The organism is Acinetobacter sp. P37 (assembly GCF_057480965.1).
In genome coordinates, this window is record NZ_JBLIYY010000024.1 from 1 (window position 1) to 25,697 (window position 25,697).

Here is a 25,697-nt window from a genome sequence, read left to right on the forward strand (position 1 = left end):
TCTTCAAATCTTCAAATCTTCAAATCTTCAAATCTTCAAATCTTCAAATCTTCAAATCTTCAAATCTTCAAATCTTCAAATCTTCAAATCTTCAAATCTTCAAATCTAATCATGAGTAATAGCTAATTTTTAGTCTTTGCGTCAGTTTGTGTGATAATCATCGATGATCTTTGTTGCTTTCAAATTTTTTACAAGACTTCAATTCTAAACGTTATGATTTTAAGCAAATAGATGACAGATAAAATAAAAAATGGGTATTGTTACTATTCGTCCAACTATTGAATCAGATTGGGAGATACTGAAAAATTTACGGCTAGAAGCATTACAAGACAGTCCCGATGCATTTACAGCAACTTATGAAAAAACCAAAACTCATAGTGAGTCTGAATGGCGTGATAGAGCTGCGCAAAAAACACCATGTCAGTTTCTATTGGCATTTGACGGAACAAGAGCAGTCGGCATGGCTGGAGGTATTATTGATAAACAGCATGAATTTAATGTAGTTGCAATGTGGTTGTATGAGAATTATCGGGGAAACAGTGTTGCTGATCTTTTAATATCTAGTCTAAAAAATATGCAGCAAACCAAGGTTATACAAAAATTGTACTTCGTGTTGAATTAACTAATTTACGAGCTACTCAATTTTATTCTAAACAAGGTTTTATAAAAGTTCTTGAGCAATCTTCTTTAAAATCAGGCTTAGAGCTAAGCAGTCAAAAAATGGAGTGCTTGTAGTCCTTTTTATGGTCAACTTTTTTTCGTATATAAGTGCTTAAAAAAAATAACTCTAATTTTTATATTATCAAATATTTATATTTAACTTTTGTTTTATTTTTCATGTAATTGTCATGGGATTGCAAGTGTATTGTCATACAGAGTCTTTAGGTTATTGCAGTATTTCTCAAGGACCAAAGAGGTTAGACGTTGAATTACAAAGCACTCATCTGCTGTATGGTTTTCACCCCCATGCTGACAATGCAGGCAGCACAAGCAGAATTTATTGAAGATAGTAAAGCAGAAATAGATTTTAAAAATTATTATTTTGATCAAGATCAAGAGCCTAACGATAAAGATTCGACAGTTTGGGGACAAGGTATTGAATTGAGTTATCAATCTGGCTTTACCGAAGGTCAAGTCGGTTTTGGTTTAGATGCTACTGCGGCAGCAGGTATACGTTTAGACGGCAGTAAAGATAAAGCCAAAAATTCGTTGATGTTTCCTTTAGAGGGTGATGGTAGTCCAACAAATTATTGGACACGTGCATATCCCACTTTAAAAGCGCGCTATCAGAAAACTGATGTAAAAGTCGGAGAGTTACGCCCTAATTTGCCCATTTTAAGTCGAAGCTTTGCTCGCTTGCTCGAATCTGCCTATTTAGGTGGTCAAGTCACTTCTAAAGATGTAAAGGGATTGACTTTAACGGGTGGTTACGTCACTAAAGCAATTCCACGTGCATCACGAGATGCGTCAAAGCTTTCTATTAAAGGCGCGACTGAAACCAGTGATGGGTTTATGTTTGGCGGTGCGGACTGGAAGCCCAATAAAAATTTAACGCTACAGTACTATGCAGGTGAGCTAGATGATTTTTATGTACAGCAATTTATCGGCGTGAAACACAAATTTCCATTCAGTGAAAACCAGAGTTTTAATACGGACTTACGTTTATTTGATACTCAAGCGACTGGAGCTAATGAGCGTGGTGAAAAAGGCTATGGTGCCAAAGTAGATAATCAGACAGCCAGTGTAGACTTCAAATACAAATTTAAAAATCATCAGCTGCAATTTGGCGCGCAAAAAATTGGTGATGATGGCGATTTTCTGCATATGAATCAGGGCAGTTTAGATAATGGTGCGGATGGTACGTTCATTTATTTGCCAACAAATCGTCTGTTGCAGAACTTTACTAATGCAGGCGAAAAGTCCACATGGTATGGCTATCGATATGACTTCAATAATCAATACTTAAAAGGCTTAAATGTATCGTTCCTGAAAGTACAAGGACGTGACTTTGGTAAATGTGGTTGTGCAACTGAGTCCGAAATTGACTATACCTTGCGTTATAAAGTGCCGGAAGGCAAATTCAAAAATTTAGGTTTTACCGCTCAATACGGAAAATTCAAAAAAAGTACAGGAACAAAGCAGGAACAAAGCCGTATCTACTTGACCTATACCATGCCAATTTTCTAATCCAAAACTGATCAGATTAATTTATTAATAAGTTTATAGAGAAATAAAAATGAATCATATTAATTCGAATCGTCGTCAATTCTTAAAGGGTTTGATGGGAGTCGGGTCTTTAGCGTTATTTTCTGGACTGAGTCCCGTAAGCACGTGGGCAAATGCCAAATTTCCGATTAGCCCATTTCAATTAGGTGTTGCCTCAGGTGAACCTTGGCCAGATGGCTTTGTGATTTGGACGCGTGTTGCACCATATCCACTTTCTGTAGATGGTGGGATGCCGAAGGAAGCTGTTGAAGTGGATTGGGATATTGCTACAGATATTGAATTTAAGAAAATTGTGCAAACTGGGAAGGCGCAGGCACATCCTGACTTACATCACACAGTACATGTAGAGATAAGTGGTTTAGCACCGATGACACGCTATTATTATCGATTTAGATTGGCCGGTTATGAAAGTTCTGTAGGTACAGCAAAATCGGCGCCAGCAGCACATCAAATGCCAGAACGAGTTCGTGTTGCTGTAGTAGGTTGTCAGCATTATGAAACAGGCTATTACACGGCTTATGATTACTTGAGCAAAGAAAAAGAGATAGATTTAGTTTTCCATTATGGTGACTATATTTATGAAGGACCAGAGGGTAAAGGCGGGGGACGTGCAATCGGTGACTTGCGTGTGTCTATTCCAGCGCGTCAACATATTGGTCCGGAAATTCAAACTTTACTGCAATATCGTATTCGTTATGCGCAGTACCGTGCGGATCCTGATTTACAAGCTGCACATGCCTCTGCACCTTTTGCAATGACCTTTGATGATCATGAAGTGGATAACAACTGGGCTGCAGATATTGAAGAAAAAGGAGAGAAGAAAGACATATTTTTACTGCGTCGCGCAGCAGCGTTTCAAGCATGGTATGAATATATGCCTGTACGTTTAAAACAGAAGCCGAACGGCCCAGATATCCTTGCTTACCGAACTTTAGATTATGGCAAAATGCTACGGATGAATATTTTGGATACACGCCAGTACCGTTCTCCAATTTTATGCACCAAAGCTCAGTTAGAAGATGGGTTTGATAAAGTAGATTACTGCCGTACTGAGAATAGCCGAAATGAGCAGGTTCTTGGTAAAGCACAAGAGCAATGGTTGGCGAAGCAAATGCGCCATGATAAGCGTTGGAATGTCTTGGCACAGCAAATTCAGGTTATGCCTTGGGTACGTTATAACAAATCAGGCAAAGCTTATTTTGGGAAAGATACGTGGAATGGCTATCCATACGCACGCGAGCGCTTGATTGAATCTATCAAAAAAAATGCACCTCATGGTAATACAGTAATTTTATCAGGAGATTTGCATCAATATTTTGCAGCGAATATTCCAAGTGATTTGAATGATTTTAAGAGTCCATCGATTGCAACCGAATTTTTAACTACATCAATAACCTCTACCGGCAATGGTCAACCAATCCGTCCAGGGCAGGAAGATGTGCTGAAGTTAAATCCACATATCAAATTTATCAATGATCAACGCGGTTATCAGACTTTAGACTTTTTTAAAGACTATATGCGTACAGACTTGAAGGTTCTAGACTTTGTTGAAAAACCAGGTGGAAAAATGACGACCGTTGCAAGTTTTGAAGTGGCTTACGGCAAGCCAGAACTGAAGCAGATTGAATCTTAATAAAACGATATCAAAATACTTCTGTTAAATTAAATAAAGCGCTTAGATGGTTCTAAGCGCTTTATTTTTATATTGGACATGCACATCTATTAAAAACCACTGCCCATGCATGTGATCTACTATCTATGCAATGAGACAAGATGCTGATTTTTTTAATCAGATTTTTTGTGTGTGGCAGAAATGAGATGGTTAATTTCAGTTTTGGCTTTAATCATATCGGCTTGGAACTGTGGATCTGCCTGCAAGCGTGAAAATTGTGCTGCACCCATAATACGGCCAGCATCGACATCACTTTGCCAATGCATATTGCACACGACTCGGCTTTGACCAAATTCAATACCACGTTTGAAAATTTCATTTTGGCGTTCTGGGCGAAGCTGCGCCAGAACCAATGCATAAGTCCAACCGATAGTTGTATGTCCAGAAGGATAGGAAACATATTGATTTTTTTCATTTTCTTCTTCAGGGGTACAAGTGCTGACATTAAAATAGCCATATGGACGTTCACGGCTATATTTCTTTTTTGCAGTTTGAGTAGAGTATCTACTATCAAGTTTAATCTTTCTTAAAATTTCAAATAAAATAGGTGTATTTTTCTCATTAATTTCTAAGCCAAATGCAGATGAAAAAGGTCGCCCTAAGTGTGCATCTGAAACATCAGCATCAATTTGTGCTTGCTGCCAGCGAGCCGTATTTTTCAAATATTGAGATTGTTTAAAAATACTTTGATCACGAATAAAATCTCCACTATAGGCTTGTGGAGGAGTAGATAATATTTCAAGACTATTTGGAGCTGAGTCCGGTGTTAGATATGAATCTGCGGCCATGGAGTGTGCGCTTAAGCAAACCCATATTAATGTAGAGATGGCACATGGAGTATAAAATTTTAAGTTTGTCATGATATAGCTAAGTTTTGAATAATTAAAAAAGCGCTCATACCATAAGCAATAATATTGACTCTAAGATGACAAGAATTAATAAGATGAAAATTATCGCAATATAAATAAGATTGAAATGCGGGAAAATCGGAATGAATAAAAAACCACCCAATCTTTCGAAAGGGTGGTTTAGAACTCGAAACTAAAATTAAGCTTCTTGCTGTTCAGATTGAATTGCCGTTAATGCAATGGTAAACACGATGTCATCGACCAATGCGCCACGAGACAAGTCATTTACAGGCTTGTTTAAACCTTGCAGCATTGGGCCAACACTGACTACATTTGCAGAACGTTGAACTGCTTTATAGGTTGTATTACCTGTATTTAAGTCTGGGAAAATAAATACATTGGCACGACCAGCCACTTTAGAGTCAGGTGCTTTAGAGCGTCCCACACTTTCCACCGATGCAGCATCGTATTGAAGCGGGCCATCAATGAGTAAATCTGGACGACGTTCTTTGGCAATACGTGTTGCTTCAGCCACTTTCTCGACATCTGCACCTGCACCAGAAGTACCTGTTGAATACGAAATCATCGCAATGCGTGGGTCAATACCAAAGGCTTTCGCTGAATCTGCAGATTGAATCGCAATCTCTGCAAGCTGTTCTGCATTTGGATCTGGATTAATTGCACAGTCACCATATACATAGACTTCATCTGGTAACAGCATAAAGAACACAGATGAAACCAATGAATATTCAGGTGCGGTCTTAATCAATTGGAATGCAGGACGTACAGTATTTGCCGTAGTATGTACTGCGCCTGAGACTAAGCCATCCACCTGATCGAGTGCAAGCATCATGGTACCTAAAACCACAGTATCTTGTAGCTGTTCACGTGCTTGTAGATCATTGAGTTTACCTTTACGCAGCTCAACCATTTTAGGCACATAGTTTTCACGAATCAGATCTGGATCAATAATTTCCAAATCATGTGGAAGTTCGATATTACGTGCTTTTGCAACTTCAATCACGGCTTCAGGTTTTGCCAATAAAATACAGTGTGCAATGCCACGTGATTGACAAATGGCAGCCGCCTGAATGGTGCGTGGTTCATCACCTTCAGGTAGAACAATCCGTTTTTTCGCAGCAATGGACTTTTGTACCAATTCATGACGGAATGCAGAAGGGGACAAGCGTGGTTGATATGAACCATTTAATACTTCAGTAATCCATTCAGCATTGATGTGGCTTGAAACAAAGCGAGTCACTTGCTCTGCACGTTCGACGTCATCGACAGGAATTTCATTGCCTAAATTTGAAAGTTGTTGTGCCGTTTCAAACGTGCTTAAAGGCGTATGTAAAATCGGTAAGCCTTGCTTAATCGCGGTTTGGCAGAAATCTAAAACTTGTGGGTTCGGTTGATGATGTTCAGTCAAAACCAAACCGGCAAGTGGAATACCATTGCTACTTGCAAGGCTAGAAGCCAACAACACATCAATACGGTCAGAGGCGCTGATAATCAGTTCGCCTGCCACAAATTTGTGAAGTTCATGTTCAATATTAGATGCAACTAAGCTGCTATGCAGTACGCGGCGATGAGCAGCATCGCCTTGGTTGATCCATTCTGCTTGGATATGCGTCGCCAAGTCAGACATGCGCGGTACGCTGAGCGTATTACTAAATGGAACGAGGCCAATGACAGGTAGCTGTGTAGAACCAATTTGCGGATTACTTTGTTGTAATTCGAGCACAAATTTATTGGTATCACTGATTAAACGCAGATTTGGATCAAGTGTGACAGGAATTTGCGCAGACTCTTCTGGCAAGCCACGTGTGCGCATAAACAAAACGCCCGCAGTACGTTCAGATACCGCACCACCAAATTGGCGTAGAGAACTGTCAATTTTCTCAGCCGTTTTTGTGGCATTTTGAATATCTGCTGTGCTGACAATAATCACTTTAGCATCGAGTGCTTTTGCTAATGTTGCGTTGAGTTCTGAGGCAAAGTTATCTCGGCTGTTTGGAACCAAGCCTTCAACAATAATCAGATCATGCTTTTTTGCAATTTCACGGTGCAAACGAACCGCTTCTTCGAGCAGTTCATCACTTTCATCATGACTGAGTTGCTTCACGATGGTGGCATGATGAATAGGTTCTACCGTTTCATTATTAAATAAATGACGATAAAGAGCCGTTGTACGGTCTACAGTATCTGCGACATTTTCCTGTGAAAATGGTTTCAGAAAACCTGCTTTGACCCCTTGGCATTCCAAAGCATAAATTAAACCTAAGCATGCAGATGTTAAACCTACACCTTCCCCAGTTGGCACGAGTAAAATTGTTTTCATACGGTGTCTAAATTAAAGCTAAAAATTAATATTGAAGGCGAAGGGGCTGATGCGATTGCTTATGCAATCGCAGCTTCAGCATCAGGCTTTTTTGTAGCAGACGCTGTCACCTCGTCTACAACATGCTCAGTTTCTTTGGCAATACGGCCTTCTTCATCGGTTGGAACAACCCAAATTTGTGGGCCAGTACCGTGGTCAATACGACCTTCAGTACCGCGTTTTAAGTTGTCATTTAATTCTTTACTAAGGTTGAAACCAAAGTGCGGTAAGTATGAAACTGTTTTTTCACGAATGTAGGCAGAATTTTCACCAATACCACCGGTAAAGAATAAACCGTCAATACGTGGTAGACCACAGCTGAGACCTGCCAAAGATTTTGCTAAACGGTAGCAGAATACTTCAATGGCAAGTGCTGCATCTTCGTTGCCTTGTTCCGATGCTTCGATCAACGTACGCATGTCATTTGAAAGATCAGACAAACCGAGTAGGCCTGATTGGCTGTTCAGCATCTTGTCGATTTTGTAGATATCCCAACCTAAGTTGCTCGCAAGGAAGCTGTGAATACTTGGGTCAACATCACCACTACGTGTGCCCATGACCACACCTTCAAGTGGAGTCAGACCCATTGACGTATCTACAGATTGACCATTCCAAATCGCACAAGTCGAGCTACCATTGCCTAAGTGAGCAGTTAACCAGCCACCTTGTTTAAAGCTGCCTGCCAACATTGAGCCACGCTCAGATACGTAGGCATGGCTAGTACCATGGAATCCATAACGACGTACGTTATGTTGTGTGTACAAGAATTTTGGTAATGCATAACGGTATGCATGAGACGGCATGGTTTGGTGGAATGCTGTATCAAATACGGCTACTTGCGGAAGTTCAGGGAACAAGCGCATGGTTGCTTCGATCCCTACCAAGTGAGCCGGGTTATGCAATGGAGCAAGCGGTGTAGCTTCACGAATACGTTCAATAATTTCTGGTGTTAATAGCTCAGCTTTGGTTAATGTACCGCCGTGAACAACACGGTGACCAATCGCTTGAGGATTATGGTGAGCCAAACGCTCTAAAATAGTTTCGAGGGCTTTTTCATGGTCAGCATGTGGAATGGACAGCTCAAGCGCATCACCACCTGTAGTGACCCCTTTAATACGTGCATCAGCAGAACCTAGGTTCTCGGCTAGACCAAAAATACGATCTTCACGGCGCTCAGAAACTAACGCATATTTGATAGAAGAAGATCCGCAGTTAATTACTAATACTGATGTAGACACGTTTAAATACCCGAATTCTAATTGAAATACTTATCCATAATATTGATCTGATTGCAGTTGTATTGATTGATACAATTTAGATCTGTGATGATGTTTTATCATGGGTTTTTTTATCGTCCTAGATAGACTTTAGGAGATTAGACTTAAGCACTATCGACCCTGAGCACAATAATAATTAAAATTTATCAGTTCATAGTTTTCATTTATTAATAAAATAGTCCTCAAAATTTATACGATTTAAGGGATATACATAGAACATAACATGCGTTCGCTGCGCTGTAATCCTCAAATTGTTGCAAAAAAGCAGGTAAATTTAACTTTTCTCATTCTTCTTAAGTATTTAATTGTCAAAAAATCTGTTTTCGATTCTATATCCTGTGTGTTTGCAGGCTTATATTTCAATATGTGAACCCTGGGTCTAATTTTTTAAATCACCATAAAAAAAGCTGTGCCTTTAATCAGAAAAGCACAGCTTTCGTTGTCTTATTGGGTGTTATTGGCGAATTTGACCATCACCAAACACAATCCATTTTTGAGAAGTCAGACCTTCAAGACCGACTGGACCACGTGCATGGATTTTATCGGTTGAAATACCAATCTCAGCACCAAGACCATATTCAAAACCATCCGCAAAGCGAGTTGAGGCATTGATCATCACTGAACTCGAATCTACACGCGCCAAGAACTGACGAGCCAGACTAAAGTTTTCGGTAATGATTGAGTCGGTATGGTGTGAGCCATATTTGTTGATGTGCTCAATCGCTTCATCTAAGCCTGTAACGACTTTCACTGCCAAAATCGGGCCTAAGTATTCGGTGTACCAATCTTCCTCAGTTGCAGGAACAATCGATTCGCCCAAAATGCGCTGCGTTTCAGCACAGCCACGCAGTTCAACTTTTTTCTCCGCATAGAGTTCAGCAATGCGTGGTAAAAATTCCTCAGCGACATTTTCATCGACAAGTAAGGTTTCCATGGCATTACATACGCCATAACGGTGTGTTTTGGCATTGAGCGCAATAGGTAATGCTTTTTGCAAATCAGCCTGAGCTTCCACAAAAACATGGCAGTTACCATCAAGATGTTTGATAACAGGCACACGTGCTTCATTGGTGATACGTTCAATTAAGCTTTTGCCACCACGAGGTACGATCACATCGACATATTCAGGCATAGTAATTAATTGGCCAACCGCAGCACGGTCTGGGGTATTAATTACTTGAACGGCATGCTCAGGTACACCTGCGGCAGTTAAGCCATGTTGAATCGCTGCCGCAATTGCTTGGTTAGATTCCAAAGCTTCAGAACCACCACGTAAAATAATCGCGTTACCTGATTTAAGCGCTAAAGATGCGGCTTCAAGGGTGACATTTGGGCGAGATTCGTAAATCATGCCGACAACACCTAGCGGTACGCGCATTTTGCCCAGCTGAATACCTGTCGGACGAAAGGCCATATCGGTGATTTCGCCAATCGGGTCAGTGAGTGCGATTACATCTTTTAGACCTTGGAGCATGCCTTTAAAGCGTGTGGGGGTAAGTTCTAAGCGATCAAGCAGAGCACTATCCAAGTTGTTGTTATGCGCTTTGGTCATATCCACTTGGTTAGCTGCCAAAATTGCAGTTTCACTGTTTTGTAAAGCAGTATAAATTGCTGATAAGGCATTATTTTTAGTCTGGGTAGAAGCCCCTGCGAGCACACGTGATGCTGTGCGTGCTTGCTGTCCTACCGTTTGCATGTATTGTTCAATAGACTCTTGCATAGCGGTTTGATCACTTAGAAATTTCAACTCGATATTAACAGCCTGTGACTGAACAATGAAGCACTTAAGTGCATATTCGACTGTACTTGCTGACCAGAATTAACATTTTGAAATTGTTTTTAGAGCAAAAGTAGATAAGCGGCGGGGATATCAGTTGCTTGTAAAATGAACCTCTGTATAGAATGAAACAATAGCGACATTGAAGTCGTACAAATAACGATTAAAGAGCAGGACGCTAAGTCGAGCAGAGTCTCTAAATGAATTCCTGACAATAAAAATAAGGCAGGAATGGAGGAAAGGAATATGAATTCCATTATCCAAATGGATCCCACCGTACAGGAAAGTACGCATTACAGTTTTTTCGATCTGTATGACAAGCAAAGCTTTAAACAGCCTGCCAGAACGACATGGATTGATGGCTGGAAGGTCGAATATATGGCCATTGCACAACCTGAAACCATTCATCGCACCCCGATCGTTATTATTGGTGGGGCATTTCAAAACTTTAATTCCTACAAATATTGTGTCGAACAATTATTTGCGGCAGGCCCTATTATTTTAATTGATTTACCATCCATGGGCTCAAACCAGCAAATTACCAATGTAGATACAGCTGTGTCGGCAGGGACTTTAGAGTTGGGTGATCTGGCACAGATGTTAGGCGTTTGGTTGGATATCGTCGGGCTAGAAAAAGTATCCGTGATGGGGATGTCGCTCGGTTCAGTGGTGGCTGCAGGACTGGCGGATCAACGTCCTGAATTGATTGACCGCATGATATTGATGGGCGTAATGCAAAAAACGCGCAAGAGCTGGCGCATGTTGCTTGAAGAATCCTTGCATTTGATGAAAGAACAGCGCATGGATGAATTTGGTCAAGCGGTGATTTTGTATTTGGTTAATCATGCCAAACTGGATGTGACGCGGATGTCACCGACAGCGAAGCGTTTGTTCTTTAGACAAATGGCTGAATTCACCAATACCGAACAAGAGCGTTATGACATTAACTGTAACCGTTTGCTGCGTTTGCAAGACGTGCCAATTCCACAGTGTGATGTATTGGTGTCTTGCGGGCAGTACGACAGTTTTACTTTGCCACATGAAAATGCGGGCTTTGCCTTGCAATGTCCGAATATGCAATTTGCCATGATTGCCAATGCGGATCATTTACCTCAGTTGCAGCGTCGTAAGGAAACTATGAATTTGTTTGCAACTTATCTACGCGGTGAGTCTATTCAGCAGTTGGAAGGGATCATTCCAATGAGCCGAGAGCAAATGCAAAATATCGAACGCCGTGGCGAAGCGCGGGTGAGTGTACAACAGCCATTCACGCATTTATCTCATCGCCATTCAGACCTTGTGGTTGACACTCAAATTATAGATTTAAATTATTTTGGGGTGTTGTTGAATGTGCAGGCTGAAATGTTGGACTCCATGCACGCATATCCACGGGATTTGGCATTACATCTAGAAGATGAAGAAGGTGAGTTTAAAATTGAATGTCTCATCTTTGACGTTGTAGATACGCAGGTTCGTGCTTTGTTTAAGCATGGTAGTTTTGAGTTGGCGGAGCGTTTATTGCGCTTTGTACAACGCCAAAAAGAAGATGTGTTGATATTAGAAGCTGTAAGTTAAAACATGAACATATAAAAAAAAACAGCGCTTTAGCGCTGTTTTTTTGTTTTAGCATGGACCATCCAAACCAAATCTCCACAGTGCTGCTCTGCATCGTGAAAAGGAATCACTTGTTCTTGCTGCTGTTGTGGAAAGTATAAGGCCGGCTGAACGACGTCTACTTCTTCAAATCCTGTATGACTGAAAAACTGCTGTAATTCAGCAGGGGATTGAAAATGAAAAGTAAAAGCGCTGCGAGACATGACTTTGAGTAATTTACTACTGGCCCAAATAAAACGTGCTAAACGGTTCTTAATGGGTTCTGGATAGATGTCGGTCAGATAATGCAATTCCTGAAACGAGGCGCCATATTCGGTGATCCCTTGCAATAATTTATTCAGTAGGATTTGATCAAAATAATTAATCAGACCTTCGCTAATCACCACCAAAGGGCGTTCAGGGTCAAAACTCTGAAAAATACGTTCAAAATCTTGAGTGAAAATGTCGCCAGTTAAGACCTCAGGGGCATGCGGGTCAATCTGTTTAAGTGCCTGTGTTTTGATTTTTGCCATATCTGGCAAGTCGAGTTCACGATAGTCAATTTCAGGATGCTTGGTACGAAAATTCCAACCGCGCGGGGAGAGGCCACAGGCAATTTCAAGGACTTGTAGCTGTGGATATTGGGTAATGAGTTGATCTAAATGTTGATCGATCATGGCATGGCGCTGTTTAAGCGTCGAACGCATGCTACCGCCCACATTCTTTTCTGCCCAGCTTTCTAAAGGATGGACTAAACGTGCTAAAAATTTGCCTTTACGTGTGGCAAAAACGGGATGCGAAATCCCCATGCTGTACCAAATATAGCCGGTGTAATGTGCAGTAAAGGAAATGTGTCGATGTTCCGATAAACTTTGTGTCATGTCGTCCTGACCTAATGTTGTTTTTATTGGCAATTTTTGTATAGCGCCGAAGCACTTATTTTGTCTTCATCATAAATCAAAAAGGAGCACCTTGTCGTGCTCCATTTTCTAGAATTTTGAAAGTCTTGGATTAGCAATATTGATTTTTAAAATCCACAATACGGTTACGCACGTTTTGCCAGTCCGCCCCGAGTTCAATGCTTTGTCCAATCTCAATTTGTGGGATTTTACCGCGCATACGTTCTAGGCGTTCTTGATTTGGGAGAGCCAAGTTTTGAATGCCATCCAGCGCAATGCATGCAGATTCACGGTTATTACATACAAGGCCCATATCACAACCTGCATTTAATGCTGCTTGGATACGAGCATCTGCGCCGCCAGCGACACAAGCGGCTTGCATGCTTAAATCATCGGAGAATAAAACGCCATCAAATTGGAGCTCTTGACGTAAGACTTTCTGAATCCAATACGGTGAAAATCCAGCAGGATTAGGATCAATATTTTCATAAATCACATGCGCAGGCATTAAGGCATCAAGCTGTGGTTGCAGTTGAATAAAGCTTTGCATGTCTTTTTGGTAGATCTCTTCATAACTACGATGGTCAATAGCAGCAGCGACGTGTGAGTCTGCTTTCACTGAACCGTGGCCTGGGAAATGCTTACCTGTAGATGCCATTCCTGCACGTTTCATACCTTTTAAGAAAGCACTTGCCAATGGAATAATGTCTTGCATATTTTTGGCAAAACCACGGTCACCAATCACATCACTGACATCATTTAAATCAAGCACCGGTGCAAAACTGAAATCGATGCCGACCGCCAGGACTTCAGCTGCCATCAACCAGCCACATCGTTCAGCCAGTTCAACTGCTTTTTCAGGTTCAGTTAAGTAAAGTTCACCAAACTTACCCATAGCTGGTAGGAGTGTGAAGCCTTGCTTTAAGCGTTGTACACGACCACCTTCCTGATCGACCGCAATTAAAATATCAGGACGGATTTGACGCATATGATCGGTCAGGGCACGAACTTGTTCAGGAGATTCAATGTTGCGACCAAATAAAATCATGCCGCCAACTTGTGGTGCCTGTAATAGTTCAATATCTTCTTGGGTAAGTTCTGTGCCAGCAATGTCGAGCATTAATGCGCCAATCATATTCGGTGTCCGTGTTGGAATTTTTAAGGAAAAACAATACCTGAATTCTGCAATGATTTGCTACACTTTGTCAGCAGAGAATATGATAAAACTACACGACATAAACATATTAAGTTGTTTAAGATTTTGAATCTATTCAATTCAGGTCGAAAACCAACACGGTAATATTGGTCTTAATACCAAGGAAGTACAAATTATTTATGAAACTTCAAACATTAGCTTGTGCCGTTGCGATTGCGACAGGTGGATTCTTTTTCACTCATGTGGTGAATGACGCAATTGCTGCCAATAATACAGAAGCAGTGAGCGCGGGTACTATTCAGCCCACACAAGAGCAAGCCTTGGTCTCACGTCAGCTTGCAACATTGGTAGACCGTCAACACTATTTAAATCAGCGTTTAGATGCCAATACATCTAACCGTATTTTAGATTTTTATATTGATAGTTTAGATGCTGAACATACGTTGTTCTTGGCATCAGACATTGAAAATTATAAAAAACGTTATGGCTCAACTTTTGGTGCAAATCTCAAAGCGGGCAATTTAACAGGGCCGTATGCGATTCATGCGCAATATCGTGAGCGCTTAAAACAGTTCTACACCTATATGTTGGAAGAGCTGAAAAAGCCACAGAATTTAAATCAACCGAATAACTACATCGAAACTGATCGTGAAAAAGCGCCATTCTTTAAATCGACAGAAGAACAGCGTGCGCATTGGAATAAAATGTTGGTCTCTCAGCTGATCAATTTAACCATCAGCAAAGAAGAAGAGAAAGCCAAACAAAAAGCGTTGAAAGATGACCCAACACTGGCAAATGGTCAAGACTTAACAGGTCCTGAAGACTTAACACCTGAACAGACTTTAACCAAGCGTTATACACGTCAGTTAGAGCGGATTAGTCGTTTAAAAAGCGATGATGTGCTCGACAAAACTCTGAATGCCATGATGCTGACGTATGATCCGCACAGTAACTATTTCCCACCTGTAGATGCGATGGAATTGAACCGTCAAACCACGCTGCAATTGGAAGGGATTGGGGTGTCGATTCGTCCTGAACGTGGCAACGAAGACTACACTAAAATTGAAACGATTGTAGAAGGTGGTCCAGCCAGCAAATCAGGACAAGTCAAGTCAGGTGATCGCATTGTTGGTGTTGCCCAAGATGGCGACAAAATGGTGGATGTGATCGGTTGGCCGAGCAATGAAATTGTCGGACTGATTCGTGGTAAACGTGGCACCAAAGTGACTCTACGTTTATTGGGTGCTGGTGCGTCCATGAATCAAGCGCGAAATGTCACAATTGTACGTGATGTGATTCAAGAAGAAGATGCAGGCGTGCGTTCACGTACCGTTGAAATTGAGCGTGATGGCAAAAAGCATAAGTTCGGTGTAATTGAAATTCCATCGTTTTACTTGAACTATCGTGCACGTCGTGCAGGTACAGACTATCGCTCTGTATCAGAAGATACCAATAAAGCCTTAAAAACTTTAGATGCTCAAAATGTTGAAGGTATCATCATTGACTTGCGTAACAACCCTGGTGGCTCACTTGAAGAAGTGGCACGTATGCTTGGTCAAGTGATTAAATCAGGTCCAGTGGTGCAAATCCGTGATGGCAATGGCAATGTCAGCGTGTTTGAAGATGATGATGGGGGCGCGCAAACTTATGCAGGTCCATTGGCAGTATTGATTAACTTGGCTTCGGCGTCTGCGAGTGAAATTTATTCTGCTGCGATTCAAGACTATGAACGTGGTGTGGTGATTGGTAGCACCACAACGGGTAAAGGAACAGCGCAGGTACAACTTGACTCTTTAGCCTATGGTCAAGCAACCTTAACGCAACGTAAATTTTACCGCGTGACTGGCGGCAGTACCCAAAATAAAGGGGTCGTGCCTGATATTAAGTTGGTTGATATTTACAATGAAGAGTTTGGTGAACGTAAAGCGAAAAATGCTTTACAGTGGGATACCATTCCTACAGCACCGTTTAAACGTGAAGGCTCGATCCAAGCCTATGTTCCCGATTTGATTAAGTCATCTCAGCAACGTGTCAGCATTGATCCGCAATTTAAATATTTAGAGCAACGTACTGCGATTGCGAAAAAGACAGAAGAGCAAAAGCGTGTGGTGCTTGACTTAGCGAAGCGTAAAGCCGAGCTGTTGGCACTAGAGCAAAAGTCTTTGGATGCTGAAAATCAGCGTCGTAAAGTGGTGGGTCAAAAACCTTATGCCAACTGGGAAAGCTACCAAGCGTCTATGGATGCATTGGTGGAGGCACGTGCAAAAATGAAGGCAAACCAACGTCCAGCACTGCCTGAAGAAGAAGTCTTTGTGACGGAAGCAGCAAACGTGCTAATGGACTATGCCAAATTACAAGGCAAAACGCATACAACAACAGCCAAAAAGTAAGTAATTCATCCATAAATAACATTGAGATGATTGCTTGAGTTTTTGACAGAAAAGATGAATTTATCCATTGAGAAATAGCGAGCTACGGCTCGCTATTTTTTTGTGAGTAGGGCGGTGTTCGATTTAAATCTAGAAAGCAATCTATAAATGATTCTAACTTATTCATTTTATTATGATTAGAAACTGTTCTAAAATAATAAACACCTGATGCAATTTTTATCAAAAGTTTAAGTTTTAGTGAACTTCATCAAGCTTTATTTTTTTAAATTAATCAGTTGCTTAAAATCTTGAAAGAAAGACTTGACCATTACCGTAGACTAATAGATTCTAAGAGAAAATAAGTAAGTAATTGAAAATGTAACAAGTTAAAGGGAAGAGATAGATTGGGTAATTCGGTTAAAGAAAGTGCCACGATAACCTAAGCGGAACGCTTGATATGACCCATATTCATTATGATTACAATCTGGTCGTTGGTTCAATCGTAGTTGCATTATTAAGTTGTTACTTAGCGGTTTCACTCGAACAAATGTTGTTCCGTGGAACACGACCAAGATATGAAAATGTCATTTTATTATTCAGCGGTGCAATTTTAGGTGCTGCGATTTGGTGCATGCATTTTGTAGGCATGATGGCCAGCCATTTACCTTCAAATCATAGTTTTGATACCAGTCTTACTCTGACATCCTATTTTATTGCCTTTGTCGCGTCCACTTTTGCCGTGTGGTTAACCACACGACTGACGCTACCATTTCCTCGTTTAATTTTAGGCTCAGTTTTAATGGGGCTAGGCATTTCCGGAATGCATTACACGGGGATGCTGAGTTTAGACGTTCAGGGTTATGAGCAACGATACGAACCTTTAATTGTTATCTGTTCAATTTTAGTTGCGATCTGTGGCTCATGTTTGGCATTTTGGCTAACGTTTAAAAATAAATACTCGCCAAAACGTAACATCATGAATGCCTTTGTTGCGGTCATGCTGACTTTTAGCATTGTTGCTATGCATTATATTGGTATGGCGGCTGTTGATTTTGTACCGCTAAACTCGATGGATATATTGGTTGCGGCTCAAATTAACCATAATTTATTGCTATTTATTGTCTTATTTGTCACCAGTTTATTGTTGATGGCGGCCTTTAGCGTTGCAGTACTTGAGCAACGTTTAGAACATCGCAGCTTGCAGTTGATGCGCGCAAATCGAGAACTGGCCAATCAAGCGGTACAGGACAATTTGACCCGTTTACCTAATCGACTATTTTTGGCTGAATATGCACATTTTCTATTTACAGAGCATCGCTTAAGACAAGATAAAATTGCTTTTATTTATATTGATATCGACCGTTTTAAAGCGGTCAATGATGTGTTTGGACACCATGTGGGTGATCAACTACTGATTCAAATTGCTACGCGTATTCACCGTTTAATTAATGATCAAGCCAAATTGCTACGAATCGGTGGGGATGAGTTTCTGATTGTACTTGAGTCGGCAAGCAATGATTCTGCCACAGCAATGTCTGAAAAAATATTGGAATTGATGCAAGAAAGCTTTTTGATTGCAGGTAAGGAAATTAACATTTCAGGCAGTATTGGTATTGCGATGTACCCTGAACATGGTGCGAACTTACAAGACCTACTGATCAATGCAGACACCGCAATGCTGAGTTCGAAGTATCAGGGGCGTAATACCTATTCATTTTTTAATTATACTGCCGACCAATTTGAAGAAAAAAGTCAGACGAAACTGATCAATGATTTATATAAAGCGGTAGAAGAACAGCAATTTATTTTATTTTATCAGCCAAAATTTAATGCCGTTGATCGTGAAATTTGTGGGGTTGAGGCCTTAATTCGTTGGAATCATCCAACTCTAGGTATGTTGACGCCAAATAAGTTTATCAATGGTGCAGAAAAAACTGGACTGATTATTGCCATGGGCTATTGGGCGCTTGAAGAAGCCTGTAAGCAAATTCAGCACTGGGAAAAGCTGAATATGCCGTTGTATCCTATTGCGGTCAATTTATCAGCGATTCAGTTTGAACATAAACACTTATTTAGTACTTTAGAGTCACTTTTTGCACGGTATGAAATTAACCCGTCACATTTAATTATTGAAATTACCGAGTCAACTGCGATGCATCATATCGATGCCAGTATTGTAACTTTTGAACATTTGAGAAAGATGGGAATTAAAGTTGCGATTGATGACTTTGGTACGGGACATTCAAGTTTCTTGTATTTAAAAGAACTGCCTGTAGATGAGCTGAAAATTGACCGTGAGTTTATCCGCAATTTGAGCGTCGGTTCTAAAGAAGAAATTATTTTAGAAAGTATTATTCACTTGGCAATTCGACTGGGTTTAACGGTCACTGCAGAAGGTGTAGAGACAGAACAACAAGCAGAAATTTTAAAACGTTTAGGTTGCCAACAGTTGCAGGGCTATTTGTTAGGAATGCCGATGCCAGTGGCACAGCTTGAAGAAAGCATGAAAATGAAAGTTGAATAAAGTCCTCGTAGTCTGATCGCATTGCCAATGTGTATAGAAAAAAAGAAAATGAAATGTGCTATATCGTCGATAAAAACAGGTCGTCATCCAATGTAAAACATCAAGACACGCCACGCTAAGATTTTGACTCAACCCGATGAGGTTGATTATTTTTAATGGTCAATCTGATACAATATCGCCAATTTTCCATATTGATCAGATCTGATCTTTTGCACTGCGAGTTTTGCAGTAGGTGTCTTTCATGAGTTTTAAAGAAGAATTAGCGACACAGGTCGCTCAGCGACGTACTTTCGCTATTATTTCCCACCCCGATGCCGGTAAAACCACAATGACAGAAAAACTGTTGTTATGGGGACAGGCGATTCAGGTTGCAGGTATGGTAAAAAGCCGTAAATCTGATCGTGCGGCAACGTCTGACTGGATGGAAATGGAAAAAGAACGTGGTATTTCGATCACCACTTCTGTTATGCAGTTCCCGTTTAAAGACAAGATGATTAACTTGCTCGACACCCCAGGGCATGAAGACTTTTCTGAAGATACCTACCGTACATTAACCGCTGTTGACTCTGCGCTTATGGTGATTGATGGTGCAAAAGGTGTCGAAGATCGTACGATCAAATTGATGGAAGTGTGTCGTATGCGCGACACGCCGATTATTTCATTCGTCAACAAAATGGACCGTGAAATTCGTGAGCCATTAGAACTTCTTGATGAAATCGAAAACGTTTTAAAAATTAAATGTGTTCCGATTACTTGGCCACTGGGCACAGGTCGTGACTTTGCCGGTGTATTTAACCTACTCGAAGAAAAATTCTACGTTTATAAGGCAGGTTTCGGTTCAACTATTACGGATATTGAAGTCCGTGATGGCTATGACTATGCAGATTTGCGTGAAAAAGTCGGTGATCTCGCTTGGGCTGCATTTGAAGAATCATTGGAATTGGTTCAAATGGCCAATGAACCTTTAGACCGAGATGAATTTTTGGCAGGCCGTCAAACGCCAGTCTTGTTTGGTACGGCACTCGGTAACTTTGGTGTAGACCATGTTCTGGATGCATTTAGTCAATATGCGCCTGAACCTAAAGCACATCCGACGCAAGACCGTAAAGTTGAAGCGACTGAAGAAGGCTTCACAGGTTTCGTCTTTAAAATTCAAGCCAATATGGATCCAAAACACCGTGACCGTATTGCATTCATGCGTATCTGTTCAGGTAAGTATGAAAAAGGCTTGAAAATGAAACATGTGCGTCTAGGTAAAGATGTGCGTATTAGTGATGCTTTGACGTTCCTTGCCGGTGACCGTCAACATCTTGAAGAAGCATGGCCGGGTGACATTATCGGTTTGCATAACCATGGTACAATTCAGATCGGCGATACCTTCACTTCGGGTGAAGATTTACACTTTACCGGTATTCCTCACTTCGCCCCTGAAATGTTCCGTCGCGTGCGTTTAAAAGATCCTTTGAAGTCAAAACAGCTACAAAAAGGCTTAAAAGAACTTTCAGAAGAAGGGGCGACTCAAGTCTTTATGCCGCAAAACAGTAACGACTTAATCGTGGGTGCTGTGGGTGTGCTTCAGTTTGAAGTGGTGGCATATCGTCTGAAAGAAGAATACAAAGTGGATTGTATTTATGAGCCTGTAAGTATCAATACCGTACGTTGGGTATCGTGTGATGACGAGAAAAAATTCAACGAATTTAAGAAAAAAGCACATGACCAATTGTCTGTCGATGGCGGTGGTCATTTAACTTATCTTGCACCAAGTCGTGTGAATTTACAGTTAATGCAAGAACGTTATCCGGATATCGTGTTCAGCAATACACGTGAACACTAAGTTGTTCTTTTACAGAAATAAAACAGCTTCTTCGTGAAGCTGTTTTATTTTGTGGTAGAGTTTTTAAATCCATACATTACGCAATCATTTGGTCGTTTAGGACATCATGAAAAAATTCAAGGATGCTACAGTTTTTGCACTTTTGGGGAGTGTTTTGCTGCTCAGTGCATGTGATTCAGGAAAAGAAAACAAAGCGACAAAGCCGGCCGACGGTGGTGCTTCTGAAGCGACTGTGATTAATCCAGATGTTTTGCCTTATTTAAATATCCAAGAGCAAGCAGCAAAAATTGCCAAACCGTTTTGTGAAAATAAAAGTTGTATTGATTTAGAGATACAAACCATTCAGACCGTAGATACATGGTTGAATGGCTGGATTGAAAAGAATCAGGCCAGCGTCGTACAAGATCAGATTGCATTAAAGCAAAATATGAATCTCCAACAAGCCGTCGATGCGTATGTGAAAAAATCAGATGCTTGGCAGGCAGAGTTTAAAACCAATAAAGCCTATGAATTGGCCATGTACACACGAGTTCCATATCAACGGAATCAATATGTGTTGCTGCAAATCGGTGTTGATACCAAACAGGAAAATATCACGGTCAAAGAGCGTTATTATTTTTTTGTGGCTGACCGCCGTGCGAAAAAGAATCTTAAACCTTTAGATATTATTGAAGCAAAGCAACAGCAAAATATGGATGCTATTGTGCAGCAAGCCTATAGCAAATGGTTAGATGAACAAGAGGTAGATGTCAAAAAATCGGCACCGAAAAAACTCTATTGGGGCCAAGCAGATTGGTTCTTTGATCAAGAAGGTGTCGGTTTGCATTACCGTACAGATGAAATTGTCAAAGATGGTAAACAACTGGATATTTATCTCAGCAAAGCGCAAACACAACAAGTATTGAAAGCTGACGTTTATCAGCATATGTTCTAATCAGCGAAAGTATTTAATTTGATAAGATATTTACCAAAATAAATATCAATTATTCGAAATAAAAGGTTGAAGCAATGGTGCAAAAAAATAAAATTTGGGCAAGCTCAATATTGGCAGTTTCTGTTGCATTCACGGCGTGTCAGCCACAACAAGCTGAACCTGAAAAAAAGCCGGATCAAGCCAAAACTGAACAGCCAGATTTGAGTGCAAAACTGATTGGTGATGCGGAAAAATTACAACTGAATTTACCTGAATGTGATGGCGGGGTCTGTCCTGAAATTTCAGTTGAACGCTTAAACAGTAATCAAGCCTTTATTGATGAATTTATTGATGCGGAAATTCTAAAACAGTTAGGCGAAATTTTATCTGTTTCGCCTTTAGAAGATAAGACGCTGAGCACTGATGCTCCCGCTGCAAGTGGAGTTCCTGCAGCGTCTGAAGCAAAATCTGCTTTGGCAAATGTTGAAACGCCCAAATTAAAATTGGAAAAAGCCACGCAGCCTTATATGCAAGCGTTCTTAAAGTTAGATAAAGAATTGAAATCTTTAAGTGCCAATCAGCAAATCAGTTTGATGATTAAACCTAAAATATTAAATGCTGAAAAACCCTTGGCAACAGTGGTTTTAAATACCAGTTCATATTTAGGTGGAGCGCATGGTTCTTCTGCACAGCAATATTACAACTTTGATTTAAGCACTCAAAAATTGGTGCAGCTCAACGACATATTATTGCCAAATCAACGTGCTGAGCTTGAAAAGCGGGGCTATGAATTATTTAAAACTTGGGTGAAAGATGCCAAGTTGGCAGACAATATTCAAGAATACGAACAGATTTGGAAATTTAAACTGTCTGATAATTTTTATCTGAGTCAGCAAGGTTTAATTTTGCAATATGCCGAATATGAAATTGGGCCGTATGTGGTGGGTTTACCTCGCTTGACCATTCCGTATGATCAATTGCAAAGTGTATTGAAAAAGCAATATCTACCTCCAGTTGACGCTGTTGAAGCCTCAGCCGCAAAAGCAAATTAATTAGTTCAATGACTTACTCACTGTTTGATACGCATACGCATTTTGATGTTCCCGATTTTGATGCTGATCGGGAACAGTTGGCGTATGCTGCAAAACAGGCGGGTGTCGATGCGTTGGTATTGATTGGTTTTGTACAGTCACGTTTTCAAGATTTGCTGCATACCCAAGAGTTTTTAGCTCGTTTATCCAATGTTCCAACAAGCTATTTAGCTCCCGGCTTACATCCGTTTTATATTGAGCAACACCGTACAGAACATTTGTTCGATGTGGAGCAGATGCTAAAGCAGCATGATTGTGTTGCTGTGGGTGAAATAGGTTTAGATACCTTTTTGAAACAGCATAAACAGCCTGAACTTTTTCAAAAGCAGCAGCAGTATTTTTCCGCACAACTTGAGTTAGCACAGCAGTTTGATAAACCTATTTTGCTGCATATTCGCAAATCCCATGCAGAGGTGCTTTCGATGTTGAAAAAGCATCAATTTAAGCTCGGTGGTATTGCACATGCATTTAGTGGTGGTGTTGAAGAAGCGAAGGCATTTACCAAGCTAGGTTTTAAAATTGGTGTAACAGGGCAAATCACCAATCCCAATGCAAAAAAATTACATCAAGTGATTCAGACTTTGGGTGTAGATCATTTGGTCTTAGAAACTGACTGTCCAGATATGACACCCTTATGTTGTCAGCATTCGACGGAAGGGCGTACCCGTAATACGCCGGTCAATTTGCCCTATGTCTTGCAGGGGTTAGCTCAGAGCTTAAACCGTACTGAATCTGAGATTGCACAGATCTTATGGACTAATTCATTACAGGCATTGCATTTGGACGCTTAAGCGGCAACAAATATTGACGCTGCTTGATTGAATCAGGTTTTCTCCACATTGTTTATACAATGATGGTTTTCTAAAAAAAGGCGCATTATGCAATTTCTAAAATGCTTTAGACTTGGCATTATGCTGTTAAATTATTTTGAGTGAGTTTCACATGGCACAAGGACTATTGGCTGGCAAACGCTTTTTAATCGCGGGTATTGCAAGTAAGTTATCAATCGCATTTGGTATTGCGCAAGCTTTACATCGCGAAGGTGCAGAACTGGCTTTTACTTATCCAAACGAAAAATTAAAAAAACGTGTAGATGATTTTGCTGAACAATTTGGTTCAACTTTAGTTTTCCCATGTGATGTCGCAGTGGACGCTGAAATTGATACCGCTTTTGCTGAACTTGCTAAACATTGGGATGGTCTAGATGGTGTTGTGCATTCAATTGGTTTTGCACCGGCACATACTTTAGATGGCGATTTCACTGATATTACCGACCGTGAAGGTTTTAAAATTGCTCACGACATCAGCGCATATAGCTTTATTGCGATGGCTCGTGCGGCAAAACCTTTATTGGCTGCACGTCAAGGTTGCTTATTGACGCTGACTTACCAAGGTTCTGAACGCGTAATGCCAAACTATAACGTTATGGGTATGGCAAAAGCGTCACTAGAAGCAGGCGTACGTTATTTGGCAACAAGTCTTGGCACTGAAGGTATTCGTGTAAATGCGATTTCAGCAGGTCCGATTCGTACCTTAGCGGCTTCAGGCATTAAATCTTTCCGTAAAATGTTAGACCTAAATGAAAAAGTCGCACCACTTAAACGCAATGTCACCATTGAAGATGTAGGTAATGCAGCATTGTTCCTTTGCTCGCCTTGGGCAAATGGTATTACAGGTGAAATTCTGTATGTTGATGCAGGCTTTAATACTGTAGGTATGAGCGCTGATCTAATGGCAGATGCTGAGTAATTTGCTCCTCCCTTTTTAAAAGGGAGGGTGGGAGGGATTTTGTTAAGTAGAAGTAAATCCCCCTCATTCCCCCTTTTAGTAAAGGGGGAAGCTAAAAGGCAATAAAAAAGACCGCAAAAGCGGTCTTTTTTAGATTTGAAGATAAGCGATTAAGCTTGGCCTTCAGCAGCAGTTTGCGCACGTTGCAAATTCGCTTCGAATTCAGCATCGAAGTTAATTGGTGTAAGCAATAATTGTGGGAAGCTGCCTTTAGTAACCATATCGTTCACAGCTTCACGTAGGAATGGGAACAAGATATTTGGGCAGTAAGCACCAAGAATGTAAGGAAGACGTTCTTCTTCAACGCTATCGATTAGGAAGATACCTGCTTGAGTAACGTCAACGATAAATGCAGTGTCACCCGCATTGTTCGCTTGAACGACAACTTTCAGTGAAACTTCGAAGTGTGTTGGATCAACTTTTTCTGCAGAAGAAGAAAGGTTGATATTTAGTTCAGGCTGCCATTCTTTAGTAAATACTTGAGCCCCAGGTACTTCGAAAGAAATATCTTTAGTATAAATGCGCTCTAATGCCAATTGTGGTTGAGCTTGTTGTTCTTCACTCATTGTTTATTCCTTAATATGAGGTGACGATTTATGTTTAAAATTAAGATAGCATGCCGTCGAGTTTGCCTTCACGCTCTAAAGCATAAAGTTGGTCAAAACCGCCAATAAACTGATCATTAATAAAAATTTGAGGAACGGTACGGTGGTTGGTGCGTTGCATCAATTCAACACGTACTTCAGGCGCTTCATTTGATAAATTAATTTCTTTATAAGCCACGCCTTTACGCTCTAGGAGCTGTTTTGCACGAATGCAGTAAGGACATACAGTTGTTGAATAAATCGTAACTTCAGCCATGTTAATCTCCTAAGAAGCGCTTATTTGCTTTTAACTAGAGGTAAGCCTTGAGCTTTCCAGTTGCTAATGCCGCCGTCTAAACGGTATGCATCTGCATGACCGACTTGTTGCAATGCAGAACCTGCCACTTGACCAAGGTTACATACAAAAACCAACGGGCGATCAGAAGTTTTTAACTCTTCAATGTGTTTTGTAATTTGGCTATATGGAATATTACGGCTACCGCTAATATGACCTTCGCGGAAGTCTTTCGCATCACGTAAGTCAATCAATTGAGCATTTTTAGCTTTAACTAAAATCCCTAAAGATTGAGGTGAAATTTTGCGACCATTACGCTGGCCTTCAAGAATAAAGAACAGCACGACCAATACAGCCAGCGTTCCAAATAAGAAGGGGTGATTCCCCATAAATTCGAACCAACGTTCCACAATTCACCTAACTACAATTTTAAATTGCCAAGAGTATAGCCCATAAATATGGTGATCAAAA

Annotated in this window: 19 protein-coding genes and 1 pseudogene; 11 read left to right on the forward strand and 9 right to left on the reverse strand. The window is 40.7% G+C overall.

From position 1 onward, the window contains the following. The first annotated feature begins 250 nt into the window (after positions 1 to 250). From AC25JC_RS15905 to AC25JC_RS15915, 3 genes and pseudogenes are all read left to right on the forward strand, one after another. Positions 251 to 735 (forward strand): annotated as a pseudogene (locus AC25JC_RS15905) (GNAT family N-acetyltransferase). A gap of 231 nt (positions 736 to 966) precedes the next feature. Continuing rightward, entirely contained in the window at positions 967 to 2,187 is a 1,221-nt protein-coding gene (locus AC25JC_RS15910; protein ID WP_180106301.1) for an OprD family outer membrane porin, read from the forward strand. Between the two features lie 49 nt (positions 2,188 to 2,236). Then, on the forward strand, positions 2,237 to 3,859 hold the full coding sequence (locus tag AC25JC_RS15915; RefSeq protein ID WP_486924421.1) for an alkaline phosphatase D family protein: 1,623 nt from the start codon (positions 2,237 to 2,239) through the stop codon (positions 3,857 to 3,859). Between the two features lie 152 nt (positions 3,860 to 4,011). Here the strand turns inward: AC25JC_RS15915 and AC25JC_RS15920 are convergent, their stop codons facing one another. The 4 genes from AC25JC_RS15920 to AC25JC_RS15935 all read right to left on the reverse strand — a co-directional run bounded on the left by AC25JC_RS15920 (position 4,012) and on the right by AC25JC_RS15935 (position 10,123). After that, positions 4,012 to 4,686, reverse strand: coding sequence for an acid phosphatase (locus AC25JC_RS15920; RefSeq protein WP_486924422.1), 675 nt, complete (start codon positions 4,684 to 4,686; stop codon positions 4,012 to 4,014). Between the two features lie 259 nt (positions 4,687 to 4,945). Next, the gene (pta, locus tag AC25JC_RS15925) at positions 4,946 to 7,087 is read right to left on the reverse strand and encodes a phosphate acetyltransferase (protein WP_486924423.1); all 2,142 of its coding nucleotides are present in this window, start codon (positions 7,085 to 7,087) and stop codon (positions 4,946 to 4,948) included. Positions 7,088 to 7,146: 59 nt separating this feature from the next. After that, positions 7,147 to 8,364: an acetate/propionate family kinase gene (locus tag AC25JC_RS15930; RefSeq protein ID WP_180088985.1), complete on the reverse strand. Its 1,218-nt coding sequence runs from the start codon at positions 8,362 to 8,364 to the stop codon at positions 7,147 to 7,149. A gap of 493 nt (positions 8,365 to 8,857) precedes the next feature. Next, complete coding sequence (locus tag AC25JC_RS15935) at positions 8,858 to 10,123, reverse strand: glutamate-5-semialdehyde dehydrogenase (protein WP_111884042.1); 1,266 nt, start codon at positions 10,121 to 10,123, stop codon at positions 8,858 to 8,860. 303 nt (positions 10,124 to 10,426) lie between these two features. Here AC25JC_RS15935 and AC25JC_RS15940 point away from each other — a divergent pair, with 303 nt between their 5' ends. Then, positions 10,427 to 11,755, forward strand: coding sequence for an alpha/beta fold hydrolase (locus tag AC25JC_RS15940; protein ID WP_111884041.1), 1,329 nt, complete (start codon positions 10,427 to 10,429; stop codon positions 11,753 to 11,755). A 29-nt stretch (positions 11,756 to 11,784) separates the two neighbouring features. Here AC25JC_RS15940 and AC25JC_RS15945 read toward each other — a convergent pair whose 3' ends face one another. Both AC25JC_RS15945 and nagZ read right to left on the reverse strand, forming a co-directional pair. Beyond that, positions 11,785 to 12,654 carry a class I SAM-dependent methyltransferase gene (locus AC25JC_RS15945; RefSeq protein WP_180115867.1) on the reverse strand — a complete coding sequence of 290 codons (870 nt, stop codon included), beginning with the start codon at positions 12,652 to 12,654 and terminating at the stop codon, positions 11,785 to 11,787. Positions 12,655 to 12,784: 130 nt separating this feature from the next. Beyond that, positions 12,785 to 13,807, reverse strand: a complete 1,023-nt coding sequence (gene nagZ / locus AC25JC_RS15950; protein ID WP_180115866.1) for a beta-N-acetylhexosaminidase — start codon at positions 13,805 to 13,807, stop codon at positions 12,785 to 12,787. 200 nt (positions 13,808 to 14,007) lie between these two features. On the opposite strand from nagZ, the gene AC25JC_RS15955 reads away from it, so the two are divergent. The 7 genes from AC25JC_RS15955 (at position 14,008) to AC25JC_RS15985 (ending at position 24,308) form a co-directional block, all read left to right on the forward strand. Next, a complete protein-coding gene (locus AC25JC_RS15955; RefSeq protein WP_180077859.1) occupies positions 14,008 to 16,218 on the forward strand; it encodes a carboxy terminal-processing peptidase in 2,211 nt (736 codons plus the stop codon). 436 nt (positions 16,219 to 16,654) lie between these two features. Further along, entirely contained in the window at positions 16,655 to 18,721 is a 2,067-nt protein-coding gene (locus AC25JC_RS15960; protein WP_486924424.1) for a bifunctional diguanylate cyclase/phosphodiesterase, read from the forward strand. A 241-nt stretch (positions 18,722 to 18,962) separates the two neighbouring features. Continuing rightward, positions 18,963 to 20,555 (forward strand): peptide chain release factor 3, encoded by a 1,593-nt coding sequence (locus AC25JC_RS15965; RefSeq protein WP_078192693.1) that lies wholly within the window; start codon positions 18,963 to 18,965, stop codon positions 20,553 to 20,555. A gap of 106 nt (positions 20,556 to 20,661) precedes the next feature. Beyond that, entirely contained in the window at positions 20,662 to 21,489 is an 828-nt protein-coding gene (locus tag AC25JC_RS15970; RefSeq protein WP_486924425.1) for a hypothetical protein, read from the forward strand. Positions 21,490 to 21,563: 74 nt separating this feature from the next. Then, positions 21,564 to 22,520 (forward strand): RsiV family protein, encoded by a 957-nt coding sequence (locus AC25JC_RS15975; RefSeq protein ID WP_486924426.1) that lies wholly within the window; start codon positions 21,564 to 21,566, stop codon positions 22,518 to 22,520. Positions 22,521 to 22,528: 8 nt separating this feature from the next. Next, on the forward strand, positions 22,529 to 23,350 hold the full coding sequence (locus AC25JC_RS15980) for a TatD family hydrolase (RefSeq protein WP_486924427.1): 822 nt from the start codon (positions 22,529 to 22,531) through the stop codon (positions 23,348 to 23,350). A 151-nt stretch (positions 23,351 to 23,501) separates the two neighbouring features. Continuing rightward, on the forward strand, positions 23,502 to 24,308 hold the full coding sequence (locus tag AC25JC_RS15985) for an enoyl-ACP reductase FabI (RefSeq protein ID WP_486924428.1): 807 nt from the start codon (positions 23,502 to 23,504) through the stop codon (positions 24,306 to 24,308). 149 nt (positions 24,309 to 24,457) lie between these two features. On the opposite strand, the gene secB is transcribed toward AC25JC_RS15985, so the two are convergent. From secB to AC25JC_RS16000, 3 genes are read right to left on the reverse strand one after another with little or no spacing between them, the layout of a single operon-like run. Further along, positions 24,458 to 24,913, reverse strand: coding sequence for a protein-export chaperone SecB (secB, locus tag AC25JC_RS15990; RefSeq protein ID WP_078189641.1), 456 nt, complete (start codon positions 24,911 to 24,913; stop codon positions 24,458 to 24,460). Positions 24,914 to 24,953: 40 nt separating this feature from the next. Then, complete coding sequence (gene grxC / locus AC25JC_RS15995) at positions 24,954 to 25,208, reverse strand: glutaredoxin 3 (protein WP_078189640.1); 255 nt, start codon at positions 25,206 to 25,208, stop codon at positions 24,954 to 24,956. 20 nt (positions 25,209 to 25,228) lie between these two features. Beyond that, a complete protein-coding gene (locus AC25JC_RS16000; protein ID WP_078189639.1) occupies positions 25,229 to 25,636 on the reverse strand; it encodes a rhodanese-like domain-containing protein in 408 nt (135 codons plus the stop codon). Positions 25,637 to 25,697 lie beyond the last annotated feature (61 nt).

What these genes read in the sequence shown, in the direction of transcription:
- AC25JC_RS15985 (WP_486924428.1), top strand. Translation starts at nt 23,502, where the DNA reads ATGGCACAAGGACTATTGGCTGGCAAACGCTTTTTAATCGCGGGTATT.
- nagZ (WP_180115866.1), bottom strand. Translation starts at nt 13,807, where the DNA reads ATGATTGGCGCATTAATGCTCGACATTGCTGGCACAGAACTTACCCAA.
- AC25JC_RS15940 (WP_111884041.1), top strand. Translation starts at nt 10,427, where the DNA reads ATGAATTCCATTATCCAAATGGATCCCACCGTACAGGAAAGTACGCAT.
- AC25JC_RS15970 (WP_486924425.1), top strand. Translation starts at nt 20,662, where the DNA reads ATGAAAAAATTCAAGGATGCTACAGTTTTTGCACTTTTGGGGAGTGTT.
- AC25JC_RS15935 (WP_111884042.1), bottom strand. Translation starts at nt 10,123, where the DNA reads ATGCAAGAGTCTATTGAACAATACATGCAAACGGTAGGACAGCAAGCA.
- AC25JC_RS15910 (WP_180106301.1), top strand. Translation starts at nt 967, where the DNA reads ATGCTGACAATGCAGGCAGCACAAGCAGAATTTATTGAAGATAGTAAA.
- AC25JC_RS15960 (WP_486924424.1), top strand. Translation starts at nt 16,655, where the DNA reads ATGACCCATATTCATTATGATTACAATCTGGTCGTTGGTTCAATCGTA.
- AC25JC_RS15915 (WP_486924421.1), top strand. Translation starts at nt 2,237, where the DNA reads ATGAATCATATTAATTCGAATCGTCGTCAATTCTTAAAGGGTTTGATG.
- grxC (WP_078189640.1), bottom strand. Translation starts at nt 25,208, where the DNA reads ATGGCTGAAGTTACGATTTATTCAACAACTGTATGTCCTTACTGCATT.
- AC25JC_RS15975 (WP_486924426.1), top strand. Translation starts at nt 21,564, where the DNA reads ATGGTGCAAAAAAATAAAATTTGGGCAAGCTCAATATTGGCAGTTTCT.
- AC25JC_RS15955 (WP_180077859.1), top strand. Translation starts at nt 14,008, where the DNA reads ATGAAACTTCAAACATTAGCTTGTGCCGTTGCGATTGCGACAGGTGGA.
- AC25JC_RS15980 (WP_486924427.1), top strand. Translation starts at nt 22,529, where the DNA reads ATGACTTACTCACTGTTTGATACGCATACGCATTTTGATGTTCCCGAT.
- AC25JC_RS15945 (WP_180115867.1), bottom strand. Translation starts at nt 12,654, where the DNA reads ATGACACAAAGTTTATCGGAACATCGACACATTTCCTTTACTGCACAT.
- AC25JC_RS15965 (WP_078192693.1), top strand. Translation starts at nt 18,963, where the DNA reads ATGAGTTTTAAAGAAGAATTAGCGACACAGGTCGCTCAGCGACGTACT.
- pta (WP_486924423.1), bottom strand. Translation starts at nt 7,087, where the DNA reads ATGAAAACAATTTTACTCGTGCCAACTGGGGAAGGTGTAGGTTTAACA.
- secB (WP_078189641.1), bottom strand. Translation starts at nt 24,913, where the DNA reads ATGAGTGAAGAACAACAAGCTCAACCACAATTGGCATTAGAGCGCATT.
- AC25JC_RS15920 (WP_486924422.1), bottom strand. Translation starts at nt 4,686, where the DNA reads ATGGCCGCAGATTCATATCTAACACCGGACTCAGCTCCAAATAGTCTT.